This is a genomic window from Sorangium sp. So ce176 (genome assembly GCF_051519835.1).
GTDB classification, from domain to species: domain Bacteria; phylum Myxococcota_A; class Polyangia; order Polyangiales; family Polyangiaceae; genus Sorangium; species Sorangium cellulosum_G.
In genome coordinates this window covers 11,392,424-11,414,752 of sequence record NZ_CP150371.1, presented here as the reverse complement: position 1 = coordinate 11,414,752, position 22,329 = coordinate 11,392,424, and the positions used below count along the sequence as shown (strand labels likewise).

Here is a 22,329-nt window from a genome sequence, read left to right as displayed (position 1 = left end):
CGCGCCGGGGATCTGCGCGGGGGAGAGATACTCCAGGGGAAGTCGGGAAGATGTGAAGAATTCGATCCCGACGGGCGGCGGGCACGGTTGATGGAAGCCGTCGCCGCTGTGCACTGCGCGCCCGCCCTCGCCCCGAAGGATGCGCCGCCGCGCGCGGGCGAGGCGGCGCGCGGCGCTCGCGCGGCCGCGACGGCGGCGGTGCTCGTGTCCCTCCTGCTCGCCTCGGGGTGCGTCCGCGAGGCGGCCAAGGAGGCGACGAGCGGCACCCTCGAGGCGCTCGGGCGCGGCGCGCGCGACGCCGCCGGGGCAGCCGATGGATCGGCGGAAACGCCGGCCGGGGGCGCGCGGCAGCGCGAGCGCCCGCTCGTGGGCGCCATCGTCCACGACGCGGTCAGCGCGGGCGCGGCGGAGCTCGGGCGGCAGGCGGGGACGCTCGAGCCGGTCATCGCGCAGACAAGCGAGGCCGTGAGCAGCGCCGTGGTGCAGGGCGCCCTCCAGCACGACCGGGAGCTCCTCACCCTTGTCGAGCAGGGCTCGGGCGCGGCGGCGAGGGCGGTGGCGCGCGAGGGGACGGCGGAGCTCGTGGAGCAGCTCGCGGGCTGCCCCGCCGGGGACCCTGGCTGCTCGAGCGCGGCGATCGAGCGGGCCAGCCGCGCCGCGGCGACGGGCTTCGCGGACGGCCTGGGGCGGGCGATCCAGCCCTGGATCATCGGCCTCGCGTTCGGCGGGGGCTTCCTGCTCGCCGCGCTGATCGCCGTCGCCGTCGCGGCGGTCGCGCGGCGACACGATCGATCCGCCGCGCAGTGAGGTCCGCCGCGCCGCGCGCGCCCGCCGTGGATCTTCGCGCGCTCGAGGCGCCGTGATACGCGCAGGCGATGACGCCGGGGCAGCGGATCGCGGACCGCTTCGAGCTCGAGCGCCAGGCGGGCGCGGGCGGCATGGGCGCCCTCTACCGCGCCGTCGACCTCGAGACCGGCGCGCCGGTGGCGGTGAAGATCCTCCACGGCGCGCAGGAGGCCGACCTCTCGCGCTTCGCCCGCGAGGCGCGGATCCTCGACCAGCTCACCGACCCCGCGGTGGTCCGGTACATCGCGCACGGCACCACCGGGGCCTCGCGGCCGTACCTGGTGATGGAGTGGCTCGAGGGCGAGGACCTCGCCGCCCGCCTCGCCCGCGCCGAGCTCTCCGTGGCCGAGAGCCTCGCGCTTGTCCGGCGCATGGCGGGGGCGCTCGCCGCGGTGCACGCGCTCGGGGTCGTGCACCGCGACATCAAGCCGAGCAACATCTTCCTCTGCGACGGGCGCGTCGAGCAGGCGAGGCTCATCGACTTCGGCGTCGCCCGGCCGCAGCGCCCCACGGCGGTCGTCACGCGCACCAACTCCGCCGTGGGCACGCTCGGCTACATGGCCCCGGAGCAGGCGCGCGGGAGCGCGGGCGTCGACGCGCGCGCGGACGTGTTCGCGCTCGGGTGCGTGCTGTTCGAGTGCCTCACGGGCCAGCCCGCCTACGCGGGGGACAACCTGATGGCGGTGCTGGCCAAGCTGCTGCTCGCGTCGCCCCCGCGGGTGCGCGACGAGCGGCCCGAGGTGCCCGACGAGATCGACGCCCTCGTCGAGCGCATGCTGAGCCGGGAGCCCGCGAGGCGGCCCGCGAGCGGCGCGGCGCTCCTGGCCGAGCTCGCGGCGATGAGCCCGCTCACGCCGGAGCAGGGCGCGCTCCGGGCGCCCGAGAGCCGCGCGGCGCCGGCGCTGACAGCGGGCGAGCAGCGGTTCCTGTCGGTGCTGCTCGCCGGCGGCGAGGACGGGGAGGACGGCGCTGGGGCGCCGGCGAGCGCCGGGGCGCCGGCGAGCGCCGGGGCGCCGGCGGGGCTGCGCGCGGCCGCGGCGGTCCGGGAGCGCCCCGAGCACGGCCCGCCCGCGGCGGACCCGTCGACGTGGACCCTTGTCGCTGAGGTGCCGACGGTCGCGGCGCCGGACAGCACGGAGCTCGCGCTGCGCACCCTCGTCGCGGATCACGGCGGCGGGTTCGATCGCCTCGCCGACGGGACGTGGGTGGTGACGTTCCTGAGCGCGGGCGGCGGCGCGCACGACGGCCAGCGGCCTTCCAGCGCTGGCAGCACCGGCGGGACCGCGACGGATCACGCCGGCCAGGCCGCCCGCTGCGCGCTCGCCATGCGGTCGCTCCTGCCGCGGGCGCCGATCGCGCTCGCGACGGGGCGCGGCCGGCTGCGCGGCCGCTCGTCCGCGGGCGAGGCGATCGACCGCGCCGCGTTCCTCGTCGAGGACGCGCGGCGGGCCCGCGCGGCGGGCGAGGAGGCCCCGGCGATCCGCGTCGACGCGCTGACCGCGGGGCTTCTCGAGGGCCGCTTCGAGATCGCTCGCGCCGCCGGCGGGGCGGGGCTGCTCCGGGGCGAGCGGGCGGCGCCCGAGGCGGCGCGCACCCTGCTCGGCAAGCGGACGCCGTTCGTGGGGCGGGATCGCGAGCTGCGCGCGCTCGAGGACCTCTTCGACGAGTGCGTCGAGCAGCCGGTCGCCCGCGCCGCCGTCGTGACAGCGGGCGCGGGCGTCGGGAAGTCGCGGCTGCGCAAGGAGCTGGAGGAGCGCGTGGATCGTCGCGACGCCCCTGTCGAGATCTGGCTCGGCCGCGGCGAGCCGATGCGCGCGGGGGCGCCGTTCGGGCTGCTCGGGCAGGTCGTCCGGCGGTGCGCGAGGATGCAGGACGGCGAGCCGCTCGAGGCGCGCCGGCAGAAGCTCGAGGACCGCGTGGCCCGGCGCGTGGCCGAGGCGGATCGCGGCCGGGTGGCCGAGTTCCTCGGGGCGATGGTGGGGACGCCGTTCCCTGACGAGGAGAGCGTGCAGCTCCGCGCCGCGCGGCGCGATCCGGTGCTGATGGGCGACCAGCTCCGCCGCGCGTTCGTCGATTTCCTCGACGCCGAGTGCCGCGCGCAGCCGGTGGTGCTGCTGCTCGAGGACCTGCACTGGGGCGATCAGCCGTCGCTCGAGTACGTCGGCGCGGCGCTCCGGCTGCTCGCCGACAGGCCGCTGTTCGTGGTGGGCTTCGCCCGGCCCGAGGTCGACGATCTCTTCCCGCGGCTCTGGGCCGACGCCGAGGCCACGACGATGCGCTTCGGCGCGCTGCCGCAGCGGCCGTGCGAGCGGCTCGTGCGCGAGGTGCTCGGCGCGGCGGCGGACGACGCCACGGTCGCGCGCGTCGTGGCGCGCGCCGCGGGCAACGCGTTCTTCCTGGAGGAGCTCGTGCGCGCGGTGGCCGAGGGGCGCGGCGATCGCCTGCCCGACACGGTGCTCGCGATGGTGCAGTCGCGGCTCGAGGGGCTCGCGCCCGAGGAGCGGCGGGTGCTGCGCGCGGGGTCGGTGCTCGGCCAGGTGTTCTGGCGGGGCGCGGTCCAGGCGCTGCTCGGCGGCGAGGCGCGCGCCCCGGCGCTCGACGCGCAGCTCTCGGGCCTCGCGGCGCGCGAGTGGATCGCGCGCCGCCCCGAGTCGAGCCTGCGGGGCGAGGTCGAGTACGGCTTCCGCCACGCGCTCGTGCGCGAGGCGGCCTACGACATGCTCACCGACGAGGACCGCGCGCTGGGCCACCGGCTCGCGGGCGGCTGGCTGGACGCCGCGGGCGAGCACGACGCCGCGGTGCTGGCCGAGCACTTCGAGCGGGGCGGGGAGCTCGGCCGGGCGGCGGGCTGCTACGCGAGGGCGGCGGAGCAGGCGCTCGCGGGCAACGATCTCGGCGGGGTGGTCCGCTCGGCGGACCGCGCGATCCGGTGCGGCGCGGACGGCGCGCTGCTCGGGGCGGTGTCGCTCGCGCGGGCGGAGGCGCACCGCTTCCGCGGCGAGCTCGACGACGCGGAGCTCTGGGCGACGGAGGCGCTGGCGCTGCTGCGCGAGGGCAGCCCCGGGTGGTACGCGGCGCTGAAGGTGGCGACGACGGCCGCGCTGAAGCGGGGCCGGACCGAGCGGGTGCCGTCGCTCCTGGCGGCGCTGATCGCGCGGTGGTCCGACGAGACGCCCGACCCGGCGCAGGTCGCCGCGGTGGCGTGGGCGGCGGCGCTGCTGTTCCTGACGGGCAGGTACGCCGACGCCGGGTCGCTGATGGCGCGCGTCGCGCCGGTGGCGGACCGGTTCGCCGGGGATCCGCAGATCGCCGGCACGATCGCGTGGAGCCTGGCGGCGGCGGCGCTGTTCGTGGAGGGCGATCTCAACCGGCACCGGGCGCGGCTGGAGGAGGCGATCGCGTGCTTCGACCGGTCCGGGGATCTGCGGGGCGCGTGCGGCCAGCGCGCGAACGCGGGGTTCGCGTGCAACGAGCTCGGCGCGTACGGCGAGGCGGCGGCGCTCTTGCGCGCATCGCTGTCGGACGCCGAGCGGATGGGGCTGCGCAACATCGCGGCCTCGGCGCGGCAGAACCTCGGGGTGGCGCTCGGACGCCTCGGCGAGCTCACGGAGGCGCGCGCGGTGGAGGCCGAGGCGGTGCTGTCGTTCGCGGCGATGCAGGAGCCGCGGATGGAGGGGGCGTCGCGCGCGTACCTGGCGGGCATCCTGCTGTCGGCCGGCGACGTCGCGGGGGCCGAGGCCGAGGCGCGCCGCGCGGTGGCGATGCTGGAGGTCGCGAGGCCGCTGCTGCCGCACGCGCTCGCGACGCTCGCCGACGCGCTGCTCGCGGCCGGGCGGCGGGGCGAGGCGCTCGCCGAGGCGCGCCGGGCGGCGGAGATGCTGAGGGAGATCGGGCAGCTCGAGGAGGGCGAGGCGCTGGTGCGCGTCGTCCACGCCGAGGCGCTCTGGGCGACAGGCGACCGGGAGGCGGCGCGGGCGGCGCTCGCGGAGGCGGGGGCGCGGATCGAGGAGCGGGCGGGGAAGATCGCCGATCCGGCGTGGCGGGCGAGCTTCGTGGAGCGGGTGCCGGAGCACGCGCGGACGGCGGCGCTGCGGGGGGCGTGGGGGGCGTGAGGGGCGTGATGAGGTGAAGGGGGGCCGCGCCGGCGCGGCGGGCAGGGCGGTGGGCGCGGATGAGGCGCTCTCCAGAGCGATGGCGCAGGAGCCCGGGCACGCGGGAAGCAGAAGCGGGAAGCGAAGATCGGTTCTACCGAGAGGGCCTTGCGGCCGGCGGCCGTGACAACAGCGAGCCTGGCGTGCGCGCGGATCACGGCCCGACGTACCACGCCGCGCTCCTGTACGATCCCGACAGCAACGACCTGGAAGCGGTGTTCCTGAAATGGGACAAGAGCGCTCAGCGCATCAAACGGAGACGGCCTTGAGGCCACGAGGGCAGGAATCGTTGAATGAACCCGCGCGCTTGGCGCTGCGTTCCTGTGACGATGCTCTTCCAGTCCGGACCGAACAGCGAGTCCGTGCACTGGCCCCGGGGCCGCGACCTTAATCCCCGAATCCAGTTCCAATAGACCCCTCCCAGACAAGCGTCCCCCGCTCCCGCCACTTCAAGAGCAGGCCTGGAATCGCGACCAACGCCGTCTGGAGCGCCTGCATCGAATCGTCACCACCAGCGTACGTTCTCAAGGCCTCCTCCGCCCCCTGCTGGATTTCCAGGTTCACCCGCCATGCCTTCCCAGGTTCGGTATAGGGGCGGCCGATCCGGACAAACAGGAAGGAGCGCTCGCCCGACCCATGCGGAACAAAAGTCAACCTTCGTTCAGCCCAGATGTTTTCCATGACCGCATGGTAACGTTCTTCAGCATAGCGTCAAGCGCGCGGAGCCCGCCGAACGCGCGAGGTTTTGGCTCCTCGCCGGAACGGCCGCCGCACACGTGCTTGCATGCAGCATTGCACGAGATCGACGCGACCCAGCACCTCTCGCGGATCGCTCTATCTGCAATGGCGCGACAGAACACCTCAACTCTCTCGGTTCCGGCATCGCATGCATCCTCGCATCTACCGCGAGCTGCAGATTGAGCAAAGGTTGGCATAGAGACGAGACTCAACATCGCAGCAACCGCGATCGTCCAACGGGCCATCACACACCTCCCGTCTCGGGACCTTGCCATGTTCGGGCCGAGTGGCTTCGCGCACCTTCTGCTCGTGGAGGAGCTTGATCGTGCGAGACGCACATCGTCCCCCTCGAGCATCCTTTGCGTTCGTGGTGCACGTGCCCCGGACACGGGACGGCTGCACGAGCTGACCGAGTACATGGACAGCGTGCTCGTGGTCGCGGTGCCCCGCCGCCCTCATCCCGCCTCGCCACCGTGAACGGCGGCCCGCACTTCAAGTTCAACGAGGCCATCTCGATCGCCGTCACCTGTGAGATGCAAGAGGAGGTCGACGAGCTCTGGAGCAAGCTCACATCGAAGGCTCTCCCGGCTCCGAGCACCACGCACGGCCGGCGGCGAGGACACGCGCCATGGCCGCTGCTCGGGGCGCGAGAAGAGCACACCCGCAGCGCGCAGGGAAGCCGCTCTGGCCCCTTCTACCGGCTTCCTGCCGGCTCTGCGCGCCACGCACCGACGCTCTCCACGACGAGGCATTGCGGACACTGGCATCGAATTTCCACGCTTCCACTCCTCGTTGCTCGGACGATTTCGACACGAGATGCAGGACGCCGCCGGAATTACTTTGATGAAGAATTCACGATTCCCTCTCCGAGCCTTCCCCGGACAGAGCGCGGCCGGCCTGCCCTGATGGCCGCTACCCGGCTCGATCAGGAGCGACAGGCCCTGTACTTCGATGTGGTGCTATCCTCTCTGAACGAGGCAGCGAGGCGGAGTCTGGAGGAGAAAATGAAGAGCGGATACGAGTTTCAGAGCGATTTCGCGCGCAGCTACGTGGCCAAGGGGCGGCTGGAAGAGGCCGCGTGCGCCGTGCTGACGGTGCTCGAAGCGCGCGGCCTGGCAATCCCGCCGGAGGTCCGCGAGCGCGTCCTCGCCAGCTCCGACATGGCCGAGCTCGACCGATGGCTGCGCCGCGCCGCGGTCATCGCCGAGGTCAGCGCTCTCCTCGACATGGCCACCTCCTGATCGCGTTCTGCCCCCCTGCCCGCACGGGCACGCGACGCAATCCGCCCCTTGCACATGCTGGCCGACTCCCCACTCGCGTTGCTGCACGTGCACGCCTCATGTCCGCACGGCAGCGCACAAACACAAATCAGCCAACCCTCGTGTCCGTAAATCTCAGTAGGAGCCAGCCGCTTCTTCCCGGCGCCGCCCCCGGTGGGCAGACACGCCCTCGTGAAACGCACGCCCTGCTGGCCCGGCCGAGAGGACCCCTCCATGCCGTCGATGATCCATGAAGCTCTGCTGCACCTCTTCCGCGACCGGCCGGCGCTGGCGGCCGAGGTGCTCCGCGACACCCTGGGAGCGCCGGTGCCCCGGTTCACCGAGGTCCGCATCGAGCCGGCCGATCTGACCGAGATCGTCCCCGTCGAGCACCGCGCGGATCTGGTGGTGCTCCTGCTCGACGGCCGGCCCGTGCTCGGGATCGTGGTCGAGGCGCAGCTCGGTCGCGATCCTGACAAGGAGTACGCCTGGCCGTCCTACCTCGTGGCCGTGCGCGCGCGCTACCGGTGCCGGGCGTGCTTGCTGGTCGCGACAACCGACGAGGCGATCGCCGCCTGGAGCGCCGAGCCGATCGACCTGGGCCCTCCCGACTGGGTGCTCAGGCCGTACGTGCTCGGCCCCAGCGCCATCCCGGTCGTGACCGAGCCGGCCGATGCCCGAGCGCGGCCCGAGATCGCGGTGCTCTCGGTGATGGCGCACGGGCAGGGCACGGCCGGCCTTGCGATCGCGACGGCCGCCCTGATGGCCGCTGCCGGCCTCGATCAGGAGCGGCAGGACCTGTACCTCGACGTGGTGCTATCCTCTCTGAACGAGGCAGCGAGGCGGAGTCTGGAGGAGAAAATGAAGAGCGGATACGAGTTTCAGAGCGATTTCGCGCGCAGCTACGTGGCCAAGGGCCGACAGGAGGGGCGGCGAGAAGGGGAAGCGAACGCGGTGCTGAAGGTGCTCGAAGCGCGCGGCCTGACGATCCCGCCGGAGGTCCGCGAGCGCGTCCTCGCCAGCACCGACATGGCCGAGCTCGACCGATGGGTGCGCCGCGCCGCGGTCGTCACCGAGGCCAGCGCTCTCCTCGACGCGGCCAGCTCCTGACGACGTCCTGAAGCCTCCCGCCCCCACAGCCGCGAGCCGGACTCCGCCCCCGGCACACGCCGGCTCGGGCGATGCCGTGCCAGAGCAGAACCGCGCCGCGGCGCGAGGTCCCAGCCGCCGCGTCCTTTTTCTCCCAGCCGACGTACGATTTCGCCACGAAGCGGGGACCGTCGCCGGAATTTCACCTGATGAGGGACCCGCGATCCCGCTCGAAGCCCCCGCCCGCCTCGGCTCCCGGCGCCGTTCCAGCGCCCCCCAGCGCGCTTCCAGCGCCCCCCAGCGCCCATCCGGGGGTCCCCGGCGCCCCTCCAGCGCTGGAGGCCGAGCCCGTGCGGCCGTCGTTCGATGAGGTCTACCGCTCGTCGCACGCCTATGTCCTCCGGCTGCTCTGGCGGGTGGGGGTCGCGTCGCGCGATCTCGAGGATGTGGCCCACGAGGTGTTTCTGGTCGTCCACCGGCGCCTCCCGGACTACCGGCCCGGCGGCTCGCTGGATGCGTGGCTCTCGGCCATCGCGTCGCGGGTCGCGCTGCGACACCGGCAGCTCGCCCGGATTTGCCGACGGCTGCTCTCGGACGACGGGCGGGCCGTGGAGGTCGCCGACCCCGGACCCGACGTGGAGCATCGAGGGGCCGATGCGCGCCATCAGCGGCGCGAGGTGCTCCTCGATGCGTCCGAGCTCGCGATCGCGGACGAACGCCCCGGCGCGGAGGAGCTGCTCGGGAGCGAGCAGCAACGCCGGCTCGTACGCTCGTGCATGGAGGCGATGGCCCCCGAGCATCGCTCGCTGCTCCTCGCACGGCACGTCGACGAGACCCCCATGGCGGAGATCGCCAGCGGACTCGGGACCCCGCTCTCGACGACCTACAAGCGCCACGCCTGCGCGATCGCTGCGTTCCTGCAGATCGCGCGCAACGACGCGACCGGGTAGCGACGGCTCGCCGGGCGCGCCATCGACGTCGCGCGGTGTGGCACCCCGCTCTTTCGAGTGACCACCTCGCGCCGCCGATGGCGCGCATCGGCCCCTCGATGCTCCACGCCGGTTTTTTGCTGTCCGACATCGATCTTTCGATGATCCACATCGATTTTTCGATGATCCACATCGATCGCACGATGGGCTCCCTTGACGGACGCTCCGGCAATGCGCTCCTGGGAGCCGGTCCGGCGGCGATCCGCCCGACTTGTTCCTTTTTCACGCATCCACATCCATCGCATCAGGAGGTTTATCCCCATGCCGACTCCGACCCGCATCGACACGGCAGAGCTCGAGCTCGCCACCGCCAAGGCCCGCAAGAAGGTGGAGGAGGCCTTCGCTCTCCTCGCCCCCTATCTCGTCGTGCTGAACGAAGCCGAGCGCGCCGCCATGCCGCGGGCGAGAGAGGGCTTCGAGCAGGCGACGCGCTCGCTGTGCCGCGCGATGGCCGAGCATCCGGCCGTGGCGACAGCGGCCGGCTTCGCGTCGGACGCGGTCCTGGAGGACCTGAACAACCTCGACGTGATCAGGCCGTTCTTCGAGCGCGTCGAGGAGCTGTGGCAACGGCTCGCCGACAGCCGCCTCGCCTGGTCCGCCGAGGCGTGGAGCCCGTCGCTCGTCGCCTACGGGGTCGCCAAGGCCGCATCCGAGGTGAACCCCGCGCTCCGCACCGTGACCGCCCCGCTCGCGAAGATGTTCGCGACGCGCCGCGCGCGCGGCGCGGAAGAGCCGCCGCAGCCGCCGGCCCCCGCGCCCCAGCCGCCGCCCGGCGCGTGATCGCCGCCGCCGCAGCGCTGGTGTGTGACGCCCTGCCGCAGCGCTGACCCAGCCCCTCCCCGATCAAGCCAAGCTCCCATGTCATGCCCGCCCGGCCGCGCCGGCCGGCCAGTCGCAGCGCTGGAATCGCGGATACGCCACCTTCCGACTGGCCCCTCCGGCGCTAGATACCGCTGGAGGAGGCGCCACCATGGCGAAGGCACCGCGCGACCCGCGCATCGACCTGAACAACGCAACCCCGGAAGAGCTCCAGGCCATCGAGGGCATCGACGGCGAGCGGGCCCGGCGCCTCATCGAGCACCGGAGCGAGCGCGGCGCCTTCCGGAGCTGGGAAGACGTGCTCAGCGTCCCGGGGATCGACAGCGTGCTGCTCGGCAAGCTCCAGGAAGGCAGCTCGCTGGGCGTCGCGGCCGGGTCGCCGGCGGAGGGCGCCGGCGACGCCACGGCAGAAGGGGCGGAGACGGCGCCCCGCTCCGCGAAGACGACGCGCTCCGGGGGAGGGGGCGAGATCGGCGACATGACAGCCCTGGAGCAGATCGTGGGGTTGATCCTGCTCGACATGGCGGCCGCCGAGGCGTACCGCGTGGCGATCGCCGCCTGCAAGACGCCGGAGATCAAGAGACAGCTCGAGGCGTTCCGGGGAGACCACGCGCGGCACGCGCGCGAGCTCTCGGACGCGCTCGGCGCCTCGCTGCCGGATCGAGCCGATGAGCGGGGCCAGTGCATCCGACGTTACACCGAGCTGTCGGCCCGGGAGGAACGGACAGCGCTCGTCGCCATGCGCGGCAACGAGGAGCTCACGAACGACGCGTATGCCTCGGCGCTGGCGAGCGATCTGCCGGACGACGTCCGGCGCATGGTGGAGGCGAACTGGCAGGACGAGCGGCGCCACATCCGCTGGATCGCCGAGGAGATCCGGACCCGCGGCTGGGAGCTGCCGGAGGTGCCGGCGGCGCTCGCCGAGGCCGCCTGAGCGCGGCGCCGCGGCGCGCCGGGCCGCCGCGGCGCCGCGCGCGTCCGGAGGCGGCGCGTCGCCCGGGATCGTCGAGCCGCCGGCGCGCCGGAGCGCCGCCCGACGCGCTATCGCCGAGCCGCGGCTTGTGACGCCCCACGCGGGCGGAGTAAGCTCGCGCGAGCTCGGCTGAGCTCGCGCGGGAATGGCCTCTCGAACCAAGGGAACGCGCGGCGGTGGTCCTCCTGCCGCTGCCGTCGTCGACGAGGACGAGGTCGACGACCTCTACAAGAAGCCGCTCGGCGACTTCACGCGAGCCCGCGACGACCTGGCGAAGCGCCTGCGGCAGGCCGGGGACAAGGCCGCTGCGGCGCGCGTGAAGGCGCTGCGGCGGCCGACGGCGGCGGCCTGGACCTTGAACCAGCTCGCGCGCCGCTACCCGCAGCGCATGGAGGCCCTGCTCGACGCGGGCGAGCGGCTGCGCGAGGCCCAGCAGGGGGCGCTCGCGCCGGGCGGCGCGCAGGAGCTGAGGGAGGCGAGCCAGGGCCACCGCGCGATCGTCAATGAGCTCCTGCGCGCGGCGCCTGCGCTCTTCGCGGAGGGGGGTTACAGCGAGAAGGGCAATCCGATGGATCGCCTGCGGGACTCGCTGCTTGCGACCCCCACCGCGAGCGCATCGGATCTGGAGCTGCTCGCGCGAGGGCGGGTATCCGGGGAGATCGAGCCGGGGGATCTGTCGGATATGCTCGGGCTGCTGCGCGGGCGGCCGTCCGAGAGGCCCGCCGGGGCCGATGACGAGGAAAAGGCAGACCGCGGGCGCAAGACCAGGAAGGCGGAGCCGCCGCCAAAGCGGCGTGAGGCCAGGAAGGCGCCGGAGAAGCAGCGGAGAGCGACCGAGGAGCGCGACAGCAAGGACCAGCGCTCCGTAAAGGAGCACGCGCAAGAGGCCCGGCGCGCGGCCGAAGAGCGAGAGAAGAAGGCGCGGATCGAGGCCGGAGAGCGAGAGAAGAAGGCGCAGCTCGCGGCAGAGCGGCGCGCGCGAAAGGAGCGGCTCGCGGCGGAGCAGCGCGAGCAGAAGGCACAGCTCGCCGCGGCGGAGCAGGAGCGGGATCGAGCGAGCCGTGAGGCCGGACGCGCCGCCAGGGAGGCGGATCGCCTGACCAGGGAAGCCGCCAGGATGGGCCGCGCCGCAGAGAAGGCCGAGGAGGTCGCCCGGGCGGCGAGGAAGCGCGCGGACGAGGCCGAGCGCAAGGCCGCGGAGGCACAGCAAAAAGCGGCCGACAGCGCGGGCCGCCTCGACGCCGCAGAGGACAGGCTCGGCCGGTGAAGCTACCGCTCGGCAGGTAAAACCAGGACGCGGGCGGTGAGGCTACCGCTCGACAGGTGAAGCTACCGCTTCTTCGACCGCGCCTTCGGTGCGGCCGTCGGCTTGATATCGATCGTCGTCGCCGCCTGGCAGGGCACCTGCGCTGTCACACCCGCGCTGGCCCACTCGGGGAATTTCGTCTTCCCGGGCCGGCCGACGCGCACGAAGAAGCGGCCGCAGCGCACGACCAGCGGCTCGTTCACCGCCCCTGCGTACTTGCCGGTCACGTACACGCTACCCGGCTCGGGGAACCCCACCTTGAGCACACCGTGCCCCTTCGGCACCGTGGCCGGGTTGACCCCTTCGCGTGCCGCGCTCGCCGCTTCCTTCGCAGCGGCCTCCTTCGCAGCCGCCTCCTTGGCAGCGGCCTCTTTCGCAGCGGCCTCCTTCGCAGCGGTCTCCTTCGCCGCCGCCTCTTTCGCAGCGGCCTCCTTCGCAGCGGTCTCCTTCGCCGCGGCCTCCTTCGCCGCCGCGGCCTCCTTCGCCGCCGCCTCCTTCGCCGCCGCGGCCTCCTTCGCCGCCGCCTCCTTCGCCGCCGCGGCCTCCTTCGCCGCCTGCGCCTTCCCCCCCGGCGTCCGCTTCGCGGGCGTCGACAGGCTCGGCGCCGGCGCCGCCGTCGCGAGCGGCTCGGCCACCGGCGCCTGCGCCACCACGGCCTGCTCCACCGGCGTCACGACCACCGGCGGAGGCCGCTCGCGCCGCGCGACGTAGATCCAGAGCGCCGCCACCACCGTCGCCGTGATCGCCGACACAGCGATCGTCCCGGCCGTCGACAGCGAGCGCGGCGCCTGCCACGGCAGCGCCGGCGCTCGCTGGCGCCGCAGCGGCGAGCCCGTCGGCGGCGACGAGTCCGCCGCTGGGCCGCCCAGGACCGCCGTGCTCGGGTACGGCACGCCCCCGGGCGGCGTCAGCCCCGACGCGCCGCCGCCGACGGGCACTGTCACGCCAGCCGGCGTCAGGCCCGTCGCCGCCATCGGCACTGTCACGCCGGACGGCGTCACCGGCGAGTTGGACGGCGGCTTCAGGGGCGGCGGACCGAAGTACGGCGGCGCGAGATCCGCCGGGAGCGCCGGCGGCGGGCCGAAGCGGATCGCCTCCGGGATCACCGACGTCGACGGGCCGAAGCGGGTCGACGGAACGCTCATGCCCGGGCTCGTCGCGCCATCGTCGTCGAACGTCGGCTCGGCCTCGGGCAGCGTCGCCAGCCCGCCCCCCGCCAGCACCTCCTCGGCCGCCGCCGCGTCGCGCTCCGCCGCGCGCCGCGACGCCTCGTACAGCCGGCCGAACGTCTCGCGATCCGGCAGCGCGGGCTTCCGCCCGTCGGCCCCCTTCGACTGCGGCGGCCCCTGGTCCGCCGGCACCGGGATCGTGATCGGCTCGGGCGCCGGCGCGCCGACCGACGCCTTGCCGCCCTGCCGCGCAGACCCCGCCAGCGCCTCGGCCGCCGCCGCCGTGGGAGGCGCCGTCTTCGCCTGCGCGCCGCCGACCCCGGGCCGCAGCCTCGCCGCGCCGGCGTCCCTGCCCGCCTGATCCCTGGCGAACAGATCCTTCGCGATCCGCTTCGCCGCGTCGGCCGCGGGCCTCGCCGTCTGCCCCCCCTTGCCCTTGACCGGGATCGTCGGCCGCCGGTCCTCCTCGGGATCCGCGTCCTCGATCTCGATCGTCGCGTGCGCGGACTGCACGCGGGTCACGAGCTCGGCCTTGCCCTTCTCGGGGCGCGCGACCTTCGCGAGCGCCTGCTCGATCTCCTGGGTGGTGATCTTCCTGTCGTCCGGCGACTGCGCCAGGGCCGTGTCGAGCAGCGCCACGATCGGGCGCGGGATCTCGGGGCGGATCGACGCGATCGGGGGCGGGCGCGTCCCGTCCCCCGACGGCCGCCGCCCCGAGAGCAGCGACCAGAGCAGCAGCCCCACGCCATAGATGTCGGCCTTGACCGTGACGCGCTCGGCGCGCGACTGCTCGGGCGCCATGTAGCCCGGCGCCCCCTTGACCACGCCCGCGATCGTGTCCGGCGTGCGCCCGAGGATCTTGCCGATGCCGAAGCCCGTCAGGCGCACCTGCCCGTCCCACCCGATCACGATGTTGTCCGGGTGCAGGTTGCGGTGGATGATCGGCGTGGGGCTCCCGTGCTCGTCGGTCGCCCCGTGCGCGTGCGCGAGCGCGCCGGCGACGCAGTGGACGAGGTAATAGACCGCCGCGTCCGCGAGCTTCTGCTGCCGCGTCGAGAGGTGCTGGAGCAGCCGATTGAGGCTTACGCCCTCGACGTGCTCGAGCACGAGCACGAGCCGGCCGGAGTGCTCGAAGAAGTCGAACATCCGCACGATCGCCGGGTGGTTCAGCGTCGCGCAGATCGACGCCTCCCGCGCGAGCTCGTCGGCGAAGCGCGGGTCGCCCTCGGCTGTATTCGGGACGAGCTTCAGCACGCAGACGCGGCGAAACCCGAGCGGGCCGTCCAGCCGCCCGAGATAGACGCTGGTGGGCCCAGAGCCGGCCAGGCGCCGGAGGATCTTGTAGGCCCCAATCGTCTCGGGAGCGGGCTCCGTCGGAAACATCCGGGGCCGATCATACCCAAGCGCGGCGAAGCCCCCAAGCCAACGACCAACACGGATCATTTCGCGGCGCCGAGAGGCGTCCCCGGGCTCCTCGGTAAGACGCCATGCTCCACGCGCCCTGTACGGCGCGTCGCGCTCCCGTTCGCCAGAGCGCGGTACGGCTGATCAGCAGAAACCCGAACAGCGGTGACGGATTACGGAGCAGGGCGCGCCGCGGGACCCGGCCCGGATCCCTGGCGCGCGTCGGCCCCCGGACGGCCGGTCGCGCTCGCGCGGCTGCGCCTGCGGCCTTCGAGCCGCGCTCGGCCTGGGTTATAAGCCGCGGCGATGAAGCTCCGCGCCTGGCATCGACTGCTCGCCGTCGTCCTCCTCGCCGGCTGCGAGGCCGCCGTCCCGCCCGCGCCGCCCGCGCCGCCCCCGCCCCCGCCGCCGAGCGTCGCCGCCCCGGCGTCCGCGCCCGCGCCGGCCGCGCCGGCCGCGCCGGCGTCGCGGTTCCCGGCGGGGTGGCCGTACCCGGAGGGCGCGCCGCCTGTGCGCGGCCCCTCGATGGTGTCGAGCGACGCCGCCCTCGCCACGAAGGTGGGCGCGGACGTCCTCGCCTCGGGCGGCAACGCGGTCGACGCGGCGGTCGCGACCGCGTTCGCGCTCGCCGTCGTGCACCCGACCGCCGGCAACCTCGGCGGCGGCGGCTTCATGGTCGCGCGGGTCGGCGACAAGGAGCACGCGCTCGACTTCCGCGAGACCGCGCCGGCCAAGGCGACCCACGACATGTACCGGGGCAAGGACGGCAAGCCCACGGAGAGCTCGCGCGTCGGCCACCTCGCCGTCGGCGTGCCCGGCAGCGTGGCAGGGCTCTGGGAGGCCTACGACAAGCTCGGCTCCAGGAAGAAGACGTGGGCCGAGCTCATCGCGCCGTCGATCCGGCTCGCGAAGGAGGGCTTCCCGGTCGACGAGAACTTCGCGACCACGGTCAAGGCGGCGTCGGCCAAGCTCGCGCGCTTCCCGGCGTCGACCGCGCTGTTCCTGCCGGGCGGCAAGCCGATCGAGATCGGCGTCACGTGGAGGTCGCCCGAGCTCGCCGCGACGCTCGAGCGCATCGCCGAGAAGGGGCCCGCGGGCTTCTACGAGGGCAAGACGGCGGAGCTGCTCGTCGCGGAGATGCGGCGGGGCAAGGGCCTCATCACGGCCGCGGACCTCAAGGGCTACAAGGCGAAGTGGCGCGAGCCGGTCGTCTTCGAGTACCGCGGGCGCCGCGTCGCCTCGATGCCGCTCCCGTCCTCGGGCGGGCTCGCCCTCGCGATGATCGCGCACCAGCTCGAGGGGCTCGACGTCGCGAAGCTCGGCTGGCACTCGGCGTCGCACGTGCACGTGGTCGCCGAGGCGATGCGGCGCGTGTTCCTCGCGCGCAACGAGATCCTCGGGGACCCCGATTTCGTGAAGAACCCGGTGGAGGAGCTGCTCTCGGTCGCGTGGGCGGAGAAGCAGCGCGCCACGATCTCGCCGGACCGCGCGACGCCGACCGAGGAGCTCGCCCGCGGCGCGGCGGCCAAGGACTCGGGCGGCCGCGGGCCGCACACGACGCACTTCTCCGTGGTCGACGCGCAGGGCAACGCCGTCGCGCTCACGACGACGCTGAACGGCTGGTACGGCGCCGGGGTGACGGTCACCGGCGCGGGCTTCGTGCTGAACAACGAGATGGACGACTTCGCCGCCGTGCCCGGCACCGCGAACCAGTTCGGCCTGGTGCAGGGCGAGGCCAACTCCATCGCGCCCGGCAAGCGCATGCTCTCGTCGATGTCGCCGACGATCGTGACAGGGAAGGACGGGCGCGTGGAGCTCGTGCTCGGCGCCGCGGGCGGCCCGACGATCCTCACCGCTGTGTTCCAGATCCTCTCGAACGCTGTCGACTTCGGCTTCGACGTGACCACGGCGGTCAACGCGCCGCGCTTCCACCACCAGGACTACCCCGACAAGCTGTTCATCGAGAAGGGCGGCTTCCCCGCCGAGCTCCAGCAGGCGCTCGGCGCGATGGGCCACACGCTCGACGAGCGCGGGCACATCGCCGACGCGCCGGCGATCGGCCGCGAGGGCGCCGGGTTCGCGGGCGCGCGGGAGCCGCGGCGGCCGGGCTCCGAGGCGGCGGCCGGGAAGTAGCCGGCGCCCTCCCGCAGCGAGACCGCACTGCCAGGGCGAGCCGCCGGGGCCCGGCGGGCGCGCCCCTCGACGCAAGCTGCCGTCGGCGGCGCCGCGGCAGGCGTGAATCGGCGGCGCGGCGCGCCGGCTCATCTCACCACGCCGATTCCCGTGCTTTCGGTGACACGTTGGGGCACGAGCGCGCCGCCGCTATCAGGATATTCCTTAAGGAAGTCCCCAGCCTCCGGTGCGCCTGAGATCGCGCGAGCCGCGCGCCGGGCGGCGCCGCGGGGTTCGACCTTGACATGCGGCGCTCGTTTCGATTGCTTACTTTTGTGCCTTGCCGAGCACGCTCGCACCTCGACGGCCCGCGCGTGCGTCCGCCGACGCGGCCGACGGCCGTGCGCTCGATGAGCAGCCATGTGCAGGGACCGGCATCTCGACGCGGGCCGATCGTCGCGTCGGGGTAGATAGCCTGGTGATTCGAGGGGGTAGCGGTCATGGTCGAACTGTTGCATCACGAGTTGATCGACACGTTGCACGACGGTTCTCGCAGCAGCGTCTACCTCGGCCGCAAGAAGAGCACGGGCAAGATGTGCGTCATCAAGGTTGCCCGGAAGGGTGTCAACGGCACCCGTAACGTCGCGGTCCTCAAGCGCCAGTACGAGATCACGAGGCACCTCGACCTCGACGGCATCGTCAGGGTCTACGATCTCGAGGTCCGCCTCGACTACGCCGCGCTCATCATGGAGTACTTCGTGGGTCGCTCGCTGCGGACGATCCTCGACGAGGGCGGGGAGGGCATCGATCTCGCGCGCGCGGTCAGGATGGCGCTCCAGCTCGCGGACACGCTCGGCGCCATTCACGAGCGGAACATCATCCACAAGGACATCAAGCCGAGCAACATCATCGTCGATCACGACGTGAGCACGTCGAAGCTCACGGACTTCTCGATCGCCTCGCTGCTGCCGGGGGAGCGGGCGGCGGTGTACGACCCGTGGTCACCCGGCGAGGGCACGCTGCAATACATCTCGCCCGAGCAGACGGGCCGGATGAATCGATCGATCGACTTCCGCTCGGACTACTACTCGCTCGGCGTCACCCTCTATGAGCTCACGACGCGCCGCCTCCCCTTCGAGACGACCGATCCGATGGAGCTCGTGCATCATCACATCGCGAAGACGCCGGTCGCCCCGCACCAGGTCCGGCCGGAGATCCCGGAGGCGCTCTCCCGGGTGATCATGAAGCTGCTCTCGAAGACGGCGGAGGAGCGTTATCAGAGCATCTTCGGCCTGAAGGCGGATCTGAGGGCCTGCCTGGACATGCTCGAGAGCGGGGCGCACGCGCTGGACTTCGTGCCGGGGCGGATGGACAGGTCCACGAGGCTCCAGGTCTCGCAGAAGCTCTACGGCCGGAGCGAGGAGGTCGACACGCTGATGGCGGCCTTCCGGAGGATCAACGCGTCCGGCGCGGGGGGGAACGGCCGGTCGGAGCTCGTGCTCGTGGCCGGCTACTCCGGCGTGGGCAAGTCGGCGGTGGTGAGCGAGATCCACAAGCCGATCGCGAAGGCGGGCGGCTACTTCGCGGCCGGCAAGTTCGACCAGTTCACGCGCAACGTCCCGTACGCGGCCGTGATCACGGCGCTGCGGGAGGTCGTCCGGCAGCTCCTTACGACGAGCAAGGACGAGATCGCCGACTGGCGGGCCAGGATCGCCGCGGCGGTCACCCCGAACGGGCAGGTGATCGCCGAGGTGATCCCGGAGATCGAGCTGATCATCGGCAAGCAGGCGCCGGTGCCCGCCCTCGGCTCGATGGAGACGCGGAACCGGTTCGACCTGACGTTCCGCAACTTCATCGGGGCGATCGCGCTGAAGACGCGGGCCCTCGTGCTGTTCCTGGACGACCTGCAGTGGGCGGACACCGGTTCGTTGAACCTCATCGAGGTCCTCGTGCGGGACCCGGACATCCGTCACCTGCTGCTGATCGGGTCGTACAGGGACAACGGCGTGGACGACGCGCACCCGCTCCGCGTGATGCTGAGCGCGCTCGACAAGAGCGAGGCGATCGTGAGCACGATCGCGCTGACGCCGCTCGCGCGCGAGCACGTGAACGAGCTCGTATCCGACTCGCTGGGCACCCCTCGAGAAGATTGCCGCCCGCTGTCGGACATCATCTTTACCAAGACCGACGGGAATCCGTTCTTCGCGATCCAGTACCTGGAGAGCCTCTGTCGCGAGGGGCACCTGCGCTTCAGCTCGGAGACGGGCGCCTGGCGGTGGAGCATCGCCGACATCGAGAGCATGGGTGTGGCGGACAACGTCGTCGATCTGATGATTCGCCGGATACAGGGTCTGGCGAGGCCGACGCAGCAGGTCCTCGAGCTCGCCGCGTGCATCGGCAACCAGTTCGATCTGAAGCACCTCGCGCTCCTCCACAAGAAGGACCTGCGCGCCACCGACGAGGACCTCTGGGGCGCGCTCGACGCGGGGCTCGTCGTGCCTGTCGACAGCGACTACAAGATCGCGCGCTTCCTCGACGACGCGGACGGGAGCTCTGTCGCGTTCAAGTTCCTCCACGACCGCGTGCAGCAAGCGGCCTACAAGCTGCTCAGCCAGGGCGAGCAGAAGAGGATCCACCTGGAGCTCGGGCGGCTCCTTCTCGAGGAGACCCCGGCCGCGTCGATCGAGGAGCGGATCTACGACATCGTGACGCACCTCAACATGGGCGCCGAGATCATCGTGGACAGCCAGGAGCGCCGCGAGGCCGCGGCGCTCAACCTGAGGGCCGGCCAGAAGGCCAGGCGCTCCACGGCGTACGGCCCTGCGGTGCAGTGCCTCCGCGCCGCCGCCGCCTTCCTGCCCGACGATTGCTGGGAGACTGACCACGATCTGTCGCTCGCGGTCTACACGGACCTCGTCGAGCTCGAGTACCTGACGATCAACTTCGATCGAGCGGAGTCGTGCGCGCAGATCGTCGTCGACCACGCCAGGGACGTCCTGGAGAAGCTCCGGGTCTACGAGACGCGCATCCAGTTTTACATATCGCAGAACCGCATGCCGGAGGCCATCGACGTGGCGCTGGGTGTGCTCACGATGCTCGACATAACGACGTGTCAGGCACCGCCGGCGAACGTCAGCGTCGCGCGATTGGCGCAGCTCCCCCCCCTCTCCGACCCGCGGATGGACGCGGCGATTCGAATCTTGACCACCGTCAACCCGGCCGTGTACCTCGCCAGGCCGGCCCTGTTCCCGGCGAACGCGTTCACGATGGTGGACATCTGCATGCGGCACGGCAACTCGCCGCTCGCGGCGCTCGCCTACGCGACGTACGGCGTCATCCAGTATTTCGCCGACAACTTCGACGAAGCGTTCGATCTCGGACAGCTGGCGATCCGGTTGACACAGCAGTTCGGCGCGGTCGAGCTGGAGTGTAAAATCCACGCGACCGTGCACGTCCTCATCCACCACTGGAAGCGGCACCTTCGCGAGACGCTCGAGCCGATGCGCCACGCCGTCCAGGTCGGCCTGGAGACGGGCGACATCGAGTATTCCGTCTACAGCTCGGTTCATCACTCGATGCACTCGTTCTTCGTGGGAGAGGACCTCGCCGCGACCGAGCTTCGAATGAAGCACTCGGAAGAGCTGTCCCAGAAGCTGAACAATCAGTACTCGCTCTATTCCTGCAAGATCTGGCGGCAGCTCGTGCACAGCTTGAGGGATGCATCGGCGGAGCGGCTGGGGCTCGTCGGCGACATCTTCGACGAGACCACGATGATCCCCTTGCTGGGGCAGAGCAGAAACTCCATGTTCTCGCTGTACCTGGCGAAGGGCATGCTGCTGTATTACTTCGACGACCCGAAGCGAGCCTTCAATTGCCTCCTGGCAGCCGAGGAGTATCAGGACGCGGTCGGCGGCATGATCATCGTCCTCGAGCACAATTTCTATCGCTCGCTCTCGGCCCTGGCCGCGATCGATGGATTGGCGGAGGACGAGCGAAGCGCCGTGCTCGCGACGGTCGACGCGAGCCAGCGCAGGCTCGAGCTGTGGGCGCGCTCTGCCCCGGAGAACGGCGCGCACAAACATGCGCTGGTCGGCGCGGAGCTGGCGCGGGTCAAGCGGGCCGTGGTCGAGGCGATGGAGCTCTACGACCGCGCCATCGAGGGAGCTCGGAAGACGGGATACATGCAGGAAGAGGCGCTGGCGTGCGAGCTGGCGTCGTCGTTCTACCGCAAGCTGGGACGGCACGAGATCGCTCAGCATTACATGACGATGGCCTACCGCGGCTACGCGCTGTGGGGGGCCGGCGGGAAGTGCCAGAGCCTCGTCTCGGCGTTTCCTCACCTCATCCTCGAGGGGACGCCCGAGCAGCCAGCGTCGGTGTCGGTGACGTCCAGCCACGAGGGGACGACGCTGGACCTCCTGAGCGTCGTCAAGGCCTCGCAAGCCCTGGCGAGCGAGATAGTCCTCGAGAGGCTGCTGGATAGCTTGATGACGATCGTGCTCGAGAACGTCGGCGCGCAGTCGGGCGTGCTGGCGCTGGCGCGCGGTGACGCGCTCTTCGTCGAGGCCGAAGGGACCCTGGAGCCGAAGCACGTCAGCGTGCTCAAAGGAGCTCCCATGAACGCGTTCAACAAGGTCCCGCTGTCCGTGGTGAGCTACGTGCAGCGCACGCTCGAGAGCGTCTTGCTCGACGACGCGACGAGCGAAGCCAGGTTCTCGTCCGACCCATACATCCGCGACAACCGACCGAGATCGCTGATGTGCTCGCCGATCATACGGCAAGGTCGGCTGGTCGGCGTATTCTACCTCGAGAACAACCTGTCGATAGGCGCGTTCTCGAAGGACCGCCTCGAGATCTTGAGCCTGCTCTCAACGCAGGCCGCGATCTCCATAGAGAACGCGAAGCTGTATGAAGATCTGGAGCAAGAGGTCGCGGCGCGCACCGACGACCTACGGATGTCCAATGAGCAGCTCCGCGCCCTGAACGACAGGCTGCAAATAGAGCTCGCCGAGCGCGTCCGTCTGCAGGAGGAGCGCGTTCACATGCAGGAAGAGATCATCCGCAACCAGCGGGACCGGCTGCACGAGCTGTCGACCCCGTTCATCCCCATCACCGATGAGATCATGGTGATGCCCATCATCGGGACCGTCGATGACAAGCGGGCTGCGCAGATGATCGAGGCCGCGATGCAGGGCGTCGCCGCCAGCTCTGCGAAGGTCGTGATCGTCGACGTCACCGGGGTCAAGAGCGTGGACACGAGCGTGGCGAGCAGGTTGATGAGCCTGGCCCAGGCGGTGAGCTTGCTGGGGAGCCGGGCGATCCTGACCGGCCTGCGGCCTGCGGTGGCGCAGAGCTTGGTCGCGCTCGGCGTGGATCTCGGATCGATAGAGACGCGGGCCAACCTCAAGGCCGGCATCGCCTATGCCATGAAGCGCACCGCGGCCAGGTTGCACGCGTGAAGAGCGCGAGCCCAC

At 72.1% G+C, this 22,329-nt stretch carries 12 protein-coding genes; 10 read left to right on the top strand and 2 right to left on the bottom strand.

Annotated features, from left to right (window positions below; genetic code table 11):
* The first annotated feature begins 90 nt into the window (after positions 1–90).
* Both WMF42_RS43100 and WMF42_RS43095 read left to right on the top strand, forming a co-directional pair.
* On the top strand, positions 91–807 hold the full coding sequence (locus WMF42_RS43100) for a hypothetical protein (RefSeq protein WP_437689040.1): 717 nt from the start codon (positions 91–93) through the stop codon (positions 805–807).
* 68 nt (positions 808–875) lie between these two features.
* The gene (locus tag WMF42_RS43095; protein WP_437689038.1) at positions 876–4,958 is read left to right on the top strand and encodes a serine/threonine-protein kinase; all 4,083 of its coding nucleotides are present in this window, start codon (positions 876–878) and stop codon (positions 4,956–4,958) included.
* Between the two features lie 426 nt (positions 4,959–5,384).
* Here WMF42_RS43095 and WMF42_RS43090 read toward each other — a convergent pair whose 3' ends face one another.
* The gene (locus WMF42_RS43090) at positions 5,385–5,678 is read right to left on the bottom strand and encodes a DUF6968 family protein (RefSeq protein ID WP_437689037.1); all 294 of its coding nucleotides are present in this window, start codon (positions 5,676–5,678) and stop codon (positions 5,385–5,387) included.
* Between the two features lie 530 nt (positions 5,679–6,208).
* Here WMF42_RS43090 and WMF42_RS43085 point away from each other — a divergent pair.
* From WMF42_RS43085 to WMF42_RS43060, 6 genes are all read left to right on the top strand, one after another.
* Complete coding sequence (locus WMF42_RS43085; protein WP_437689035.1) at positions 6,209–6,976, top strand: VOC family protein; 768 nt, start codon at positions 6,209–6,211, stop codon at positions 6,974–6,976.
* 261 nt (positions 6,977–7,237) lie between these two features.
* Entirely contained in the window at positions 7,238–8,104 is an 867-nt protein-coding gene (locus WMF42_RS43080; RefSeq protein WP_437694439.1) for a hypothetical protein, read from the top strand.
* Positions 8,105–8,433: 329 nt separating this feature from the next.
* Positions 8,434–9,033, top strand: coding sequence for an RNA polymerase sigma factor (locus tag WMF42_RS43075; protein ID WP_437689033.1), 600 nt, complete (start codon positions 8,434–8,436; stop codon positions 9,031–9,033).
* 300 nt (positions 9,034–9,333) lie between these two features.
* Positions 9,334–9,852 (top strand): hypothetical protein, encoded by a 519-nt coding sequence (locus tag WMF42_RS43070; RefSeq protein WP_061609480.1) that lies wholly within the window; start codon positions 9,334–9,336, stop codon positions 9,850–9,852.
* A gap of 190 nt (positions 9,853–10,042) precedes the next feature.
* A complete protein-coding gene (locus tag WMF42_RS43065; protein WP_061609481.1) occupies positions 10,043–10,825 on the top strand; it encodes a helix-hairpin-helix domain-containing protein in 783 nt (260 codons plus the stop codon).
* 184 nt (positions 10,826–11,009) lie between these two features.
* On the top strand, positions 11,010–12,131 hold the full coding sequence (locus WMF42_RS43060; RefSeq protein ID WP_437689031.1) for a hypothetical protein: 1,122 nt from the start codon (positions 11,010–11,012) through the stop codon (positions 12,129–12,131).
* Positions 12,132–12,193: 62 nt separating this feature from the next.
* On the opposite strand, the gene WMF42_RS43055 is transcribed toward WMF42_RS43060, so the two are convergent.
* Entirely contained in the window at positions 12,194–14,722 is a 2,529-nt protein-coding gene (locus WMF42_RS43055) for a protein kinase domain-containing protein (protein WP_437689029.1), read from the bottom strand.
* Between the two features lie 327 nt (positions 14,723–15,049).
* Here WMF42_RS43055 and ggt point away from each other — a divergent pair, with 327 nt between their 5' ends.
* Together ggt and WMF42_RS43045 are read left to right on the top strand one after the other, a co-directional pair.
* Positions 15,050–16,876, top strand: a complete 1,827-nt coding sequence (gene ggt, locus WMF42_RS43050) for a gamma-glutamyltransferase (protein ID WP_437689027.1) — start codon at positions 15,050–15,052, stop codon at positions 16,874–16,876.
* A 503-nt stretch (positions 16,877–17,379) separates the two neighbouring features.
* Complete coding sequence (locus WMF42_RS43045; RefSeq protein ID WP_437689025.1) at positions 17,380–22,314, top strand: AAA family ATPase; 4,935 nt, start codon at positions 17,380–17,382, stop codon at positions 22,312–22,314.
* Positions 22,315–22,329: the final 15 nt, after the last annotated feature.

Coding starts and splice junctions, on each gene's coding strand:
- WMF42_RS43060 (WP_437689031.1), top strand. CDS start 11,010: ATGGCCTCTCGAACCAAGGGAACGCGCGGCGGTGGTCCTCCTGCCGCT.
- WMF42_RS43090 (WP_437689037.1), bottom strand. CDS start 5,678: ATGGAAAACATCTGGGCTGAACGAAGGTTGACTTTTGTTCCGCATGGG.
- ggt (WP_437689027.1), top strand. CDS start 15,050: ATGAAGCTCCGCGCCTGGCATCGACTGCTCGCCGTCGTCCTCCTCGCC.
- WMF42_RS43095 (WP_437689038.1), top strand. CDS start 876: ATGACGCCGGGGCAGCGGATCGCGGACCGCTTCGAGCTCGAGCGCCAG.
- WMF42_RS43065 (WP_061609481.1), top strand. CDS start 10,043: ATGGCGAAGGCACCGCGCGACCCGCGCATCGACCTGAACAACGCAACC.
- WMF42_RS43100 (WP_437689040.1), top strand. CDS start 91: ATGGAAGCCGTCGCCGCTGTGCACTGCGCGCCCGCCCTCGCCCCGAAG.
- WMF42_RS43055 (WP_437689029.1), bottom strand. CDS start 14,722: ATGTTTCCGACGGAGCCCGCTCCCGAGACGATTGGGGCCTACAAGATC.
- WMF42_RS43080 (WP_437694439.1), top strand. CDS start 7,238: ATGATCCATGAAGCTCTGCTGCACCTCTTCCGCGACCGGCCGGCGCTG.
- WMF42_RS43070 (WP_061609480.1), top strand. CDS start 9,334: ATGCCGACTCCGACCCGCATCGACACGGCAGAGCTCGAGCTCGCCACC.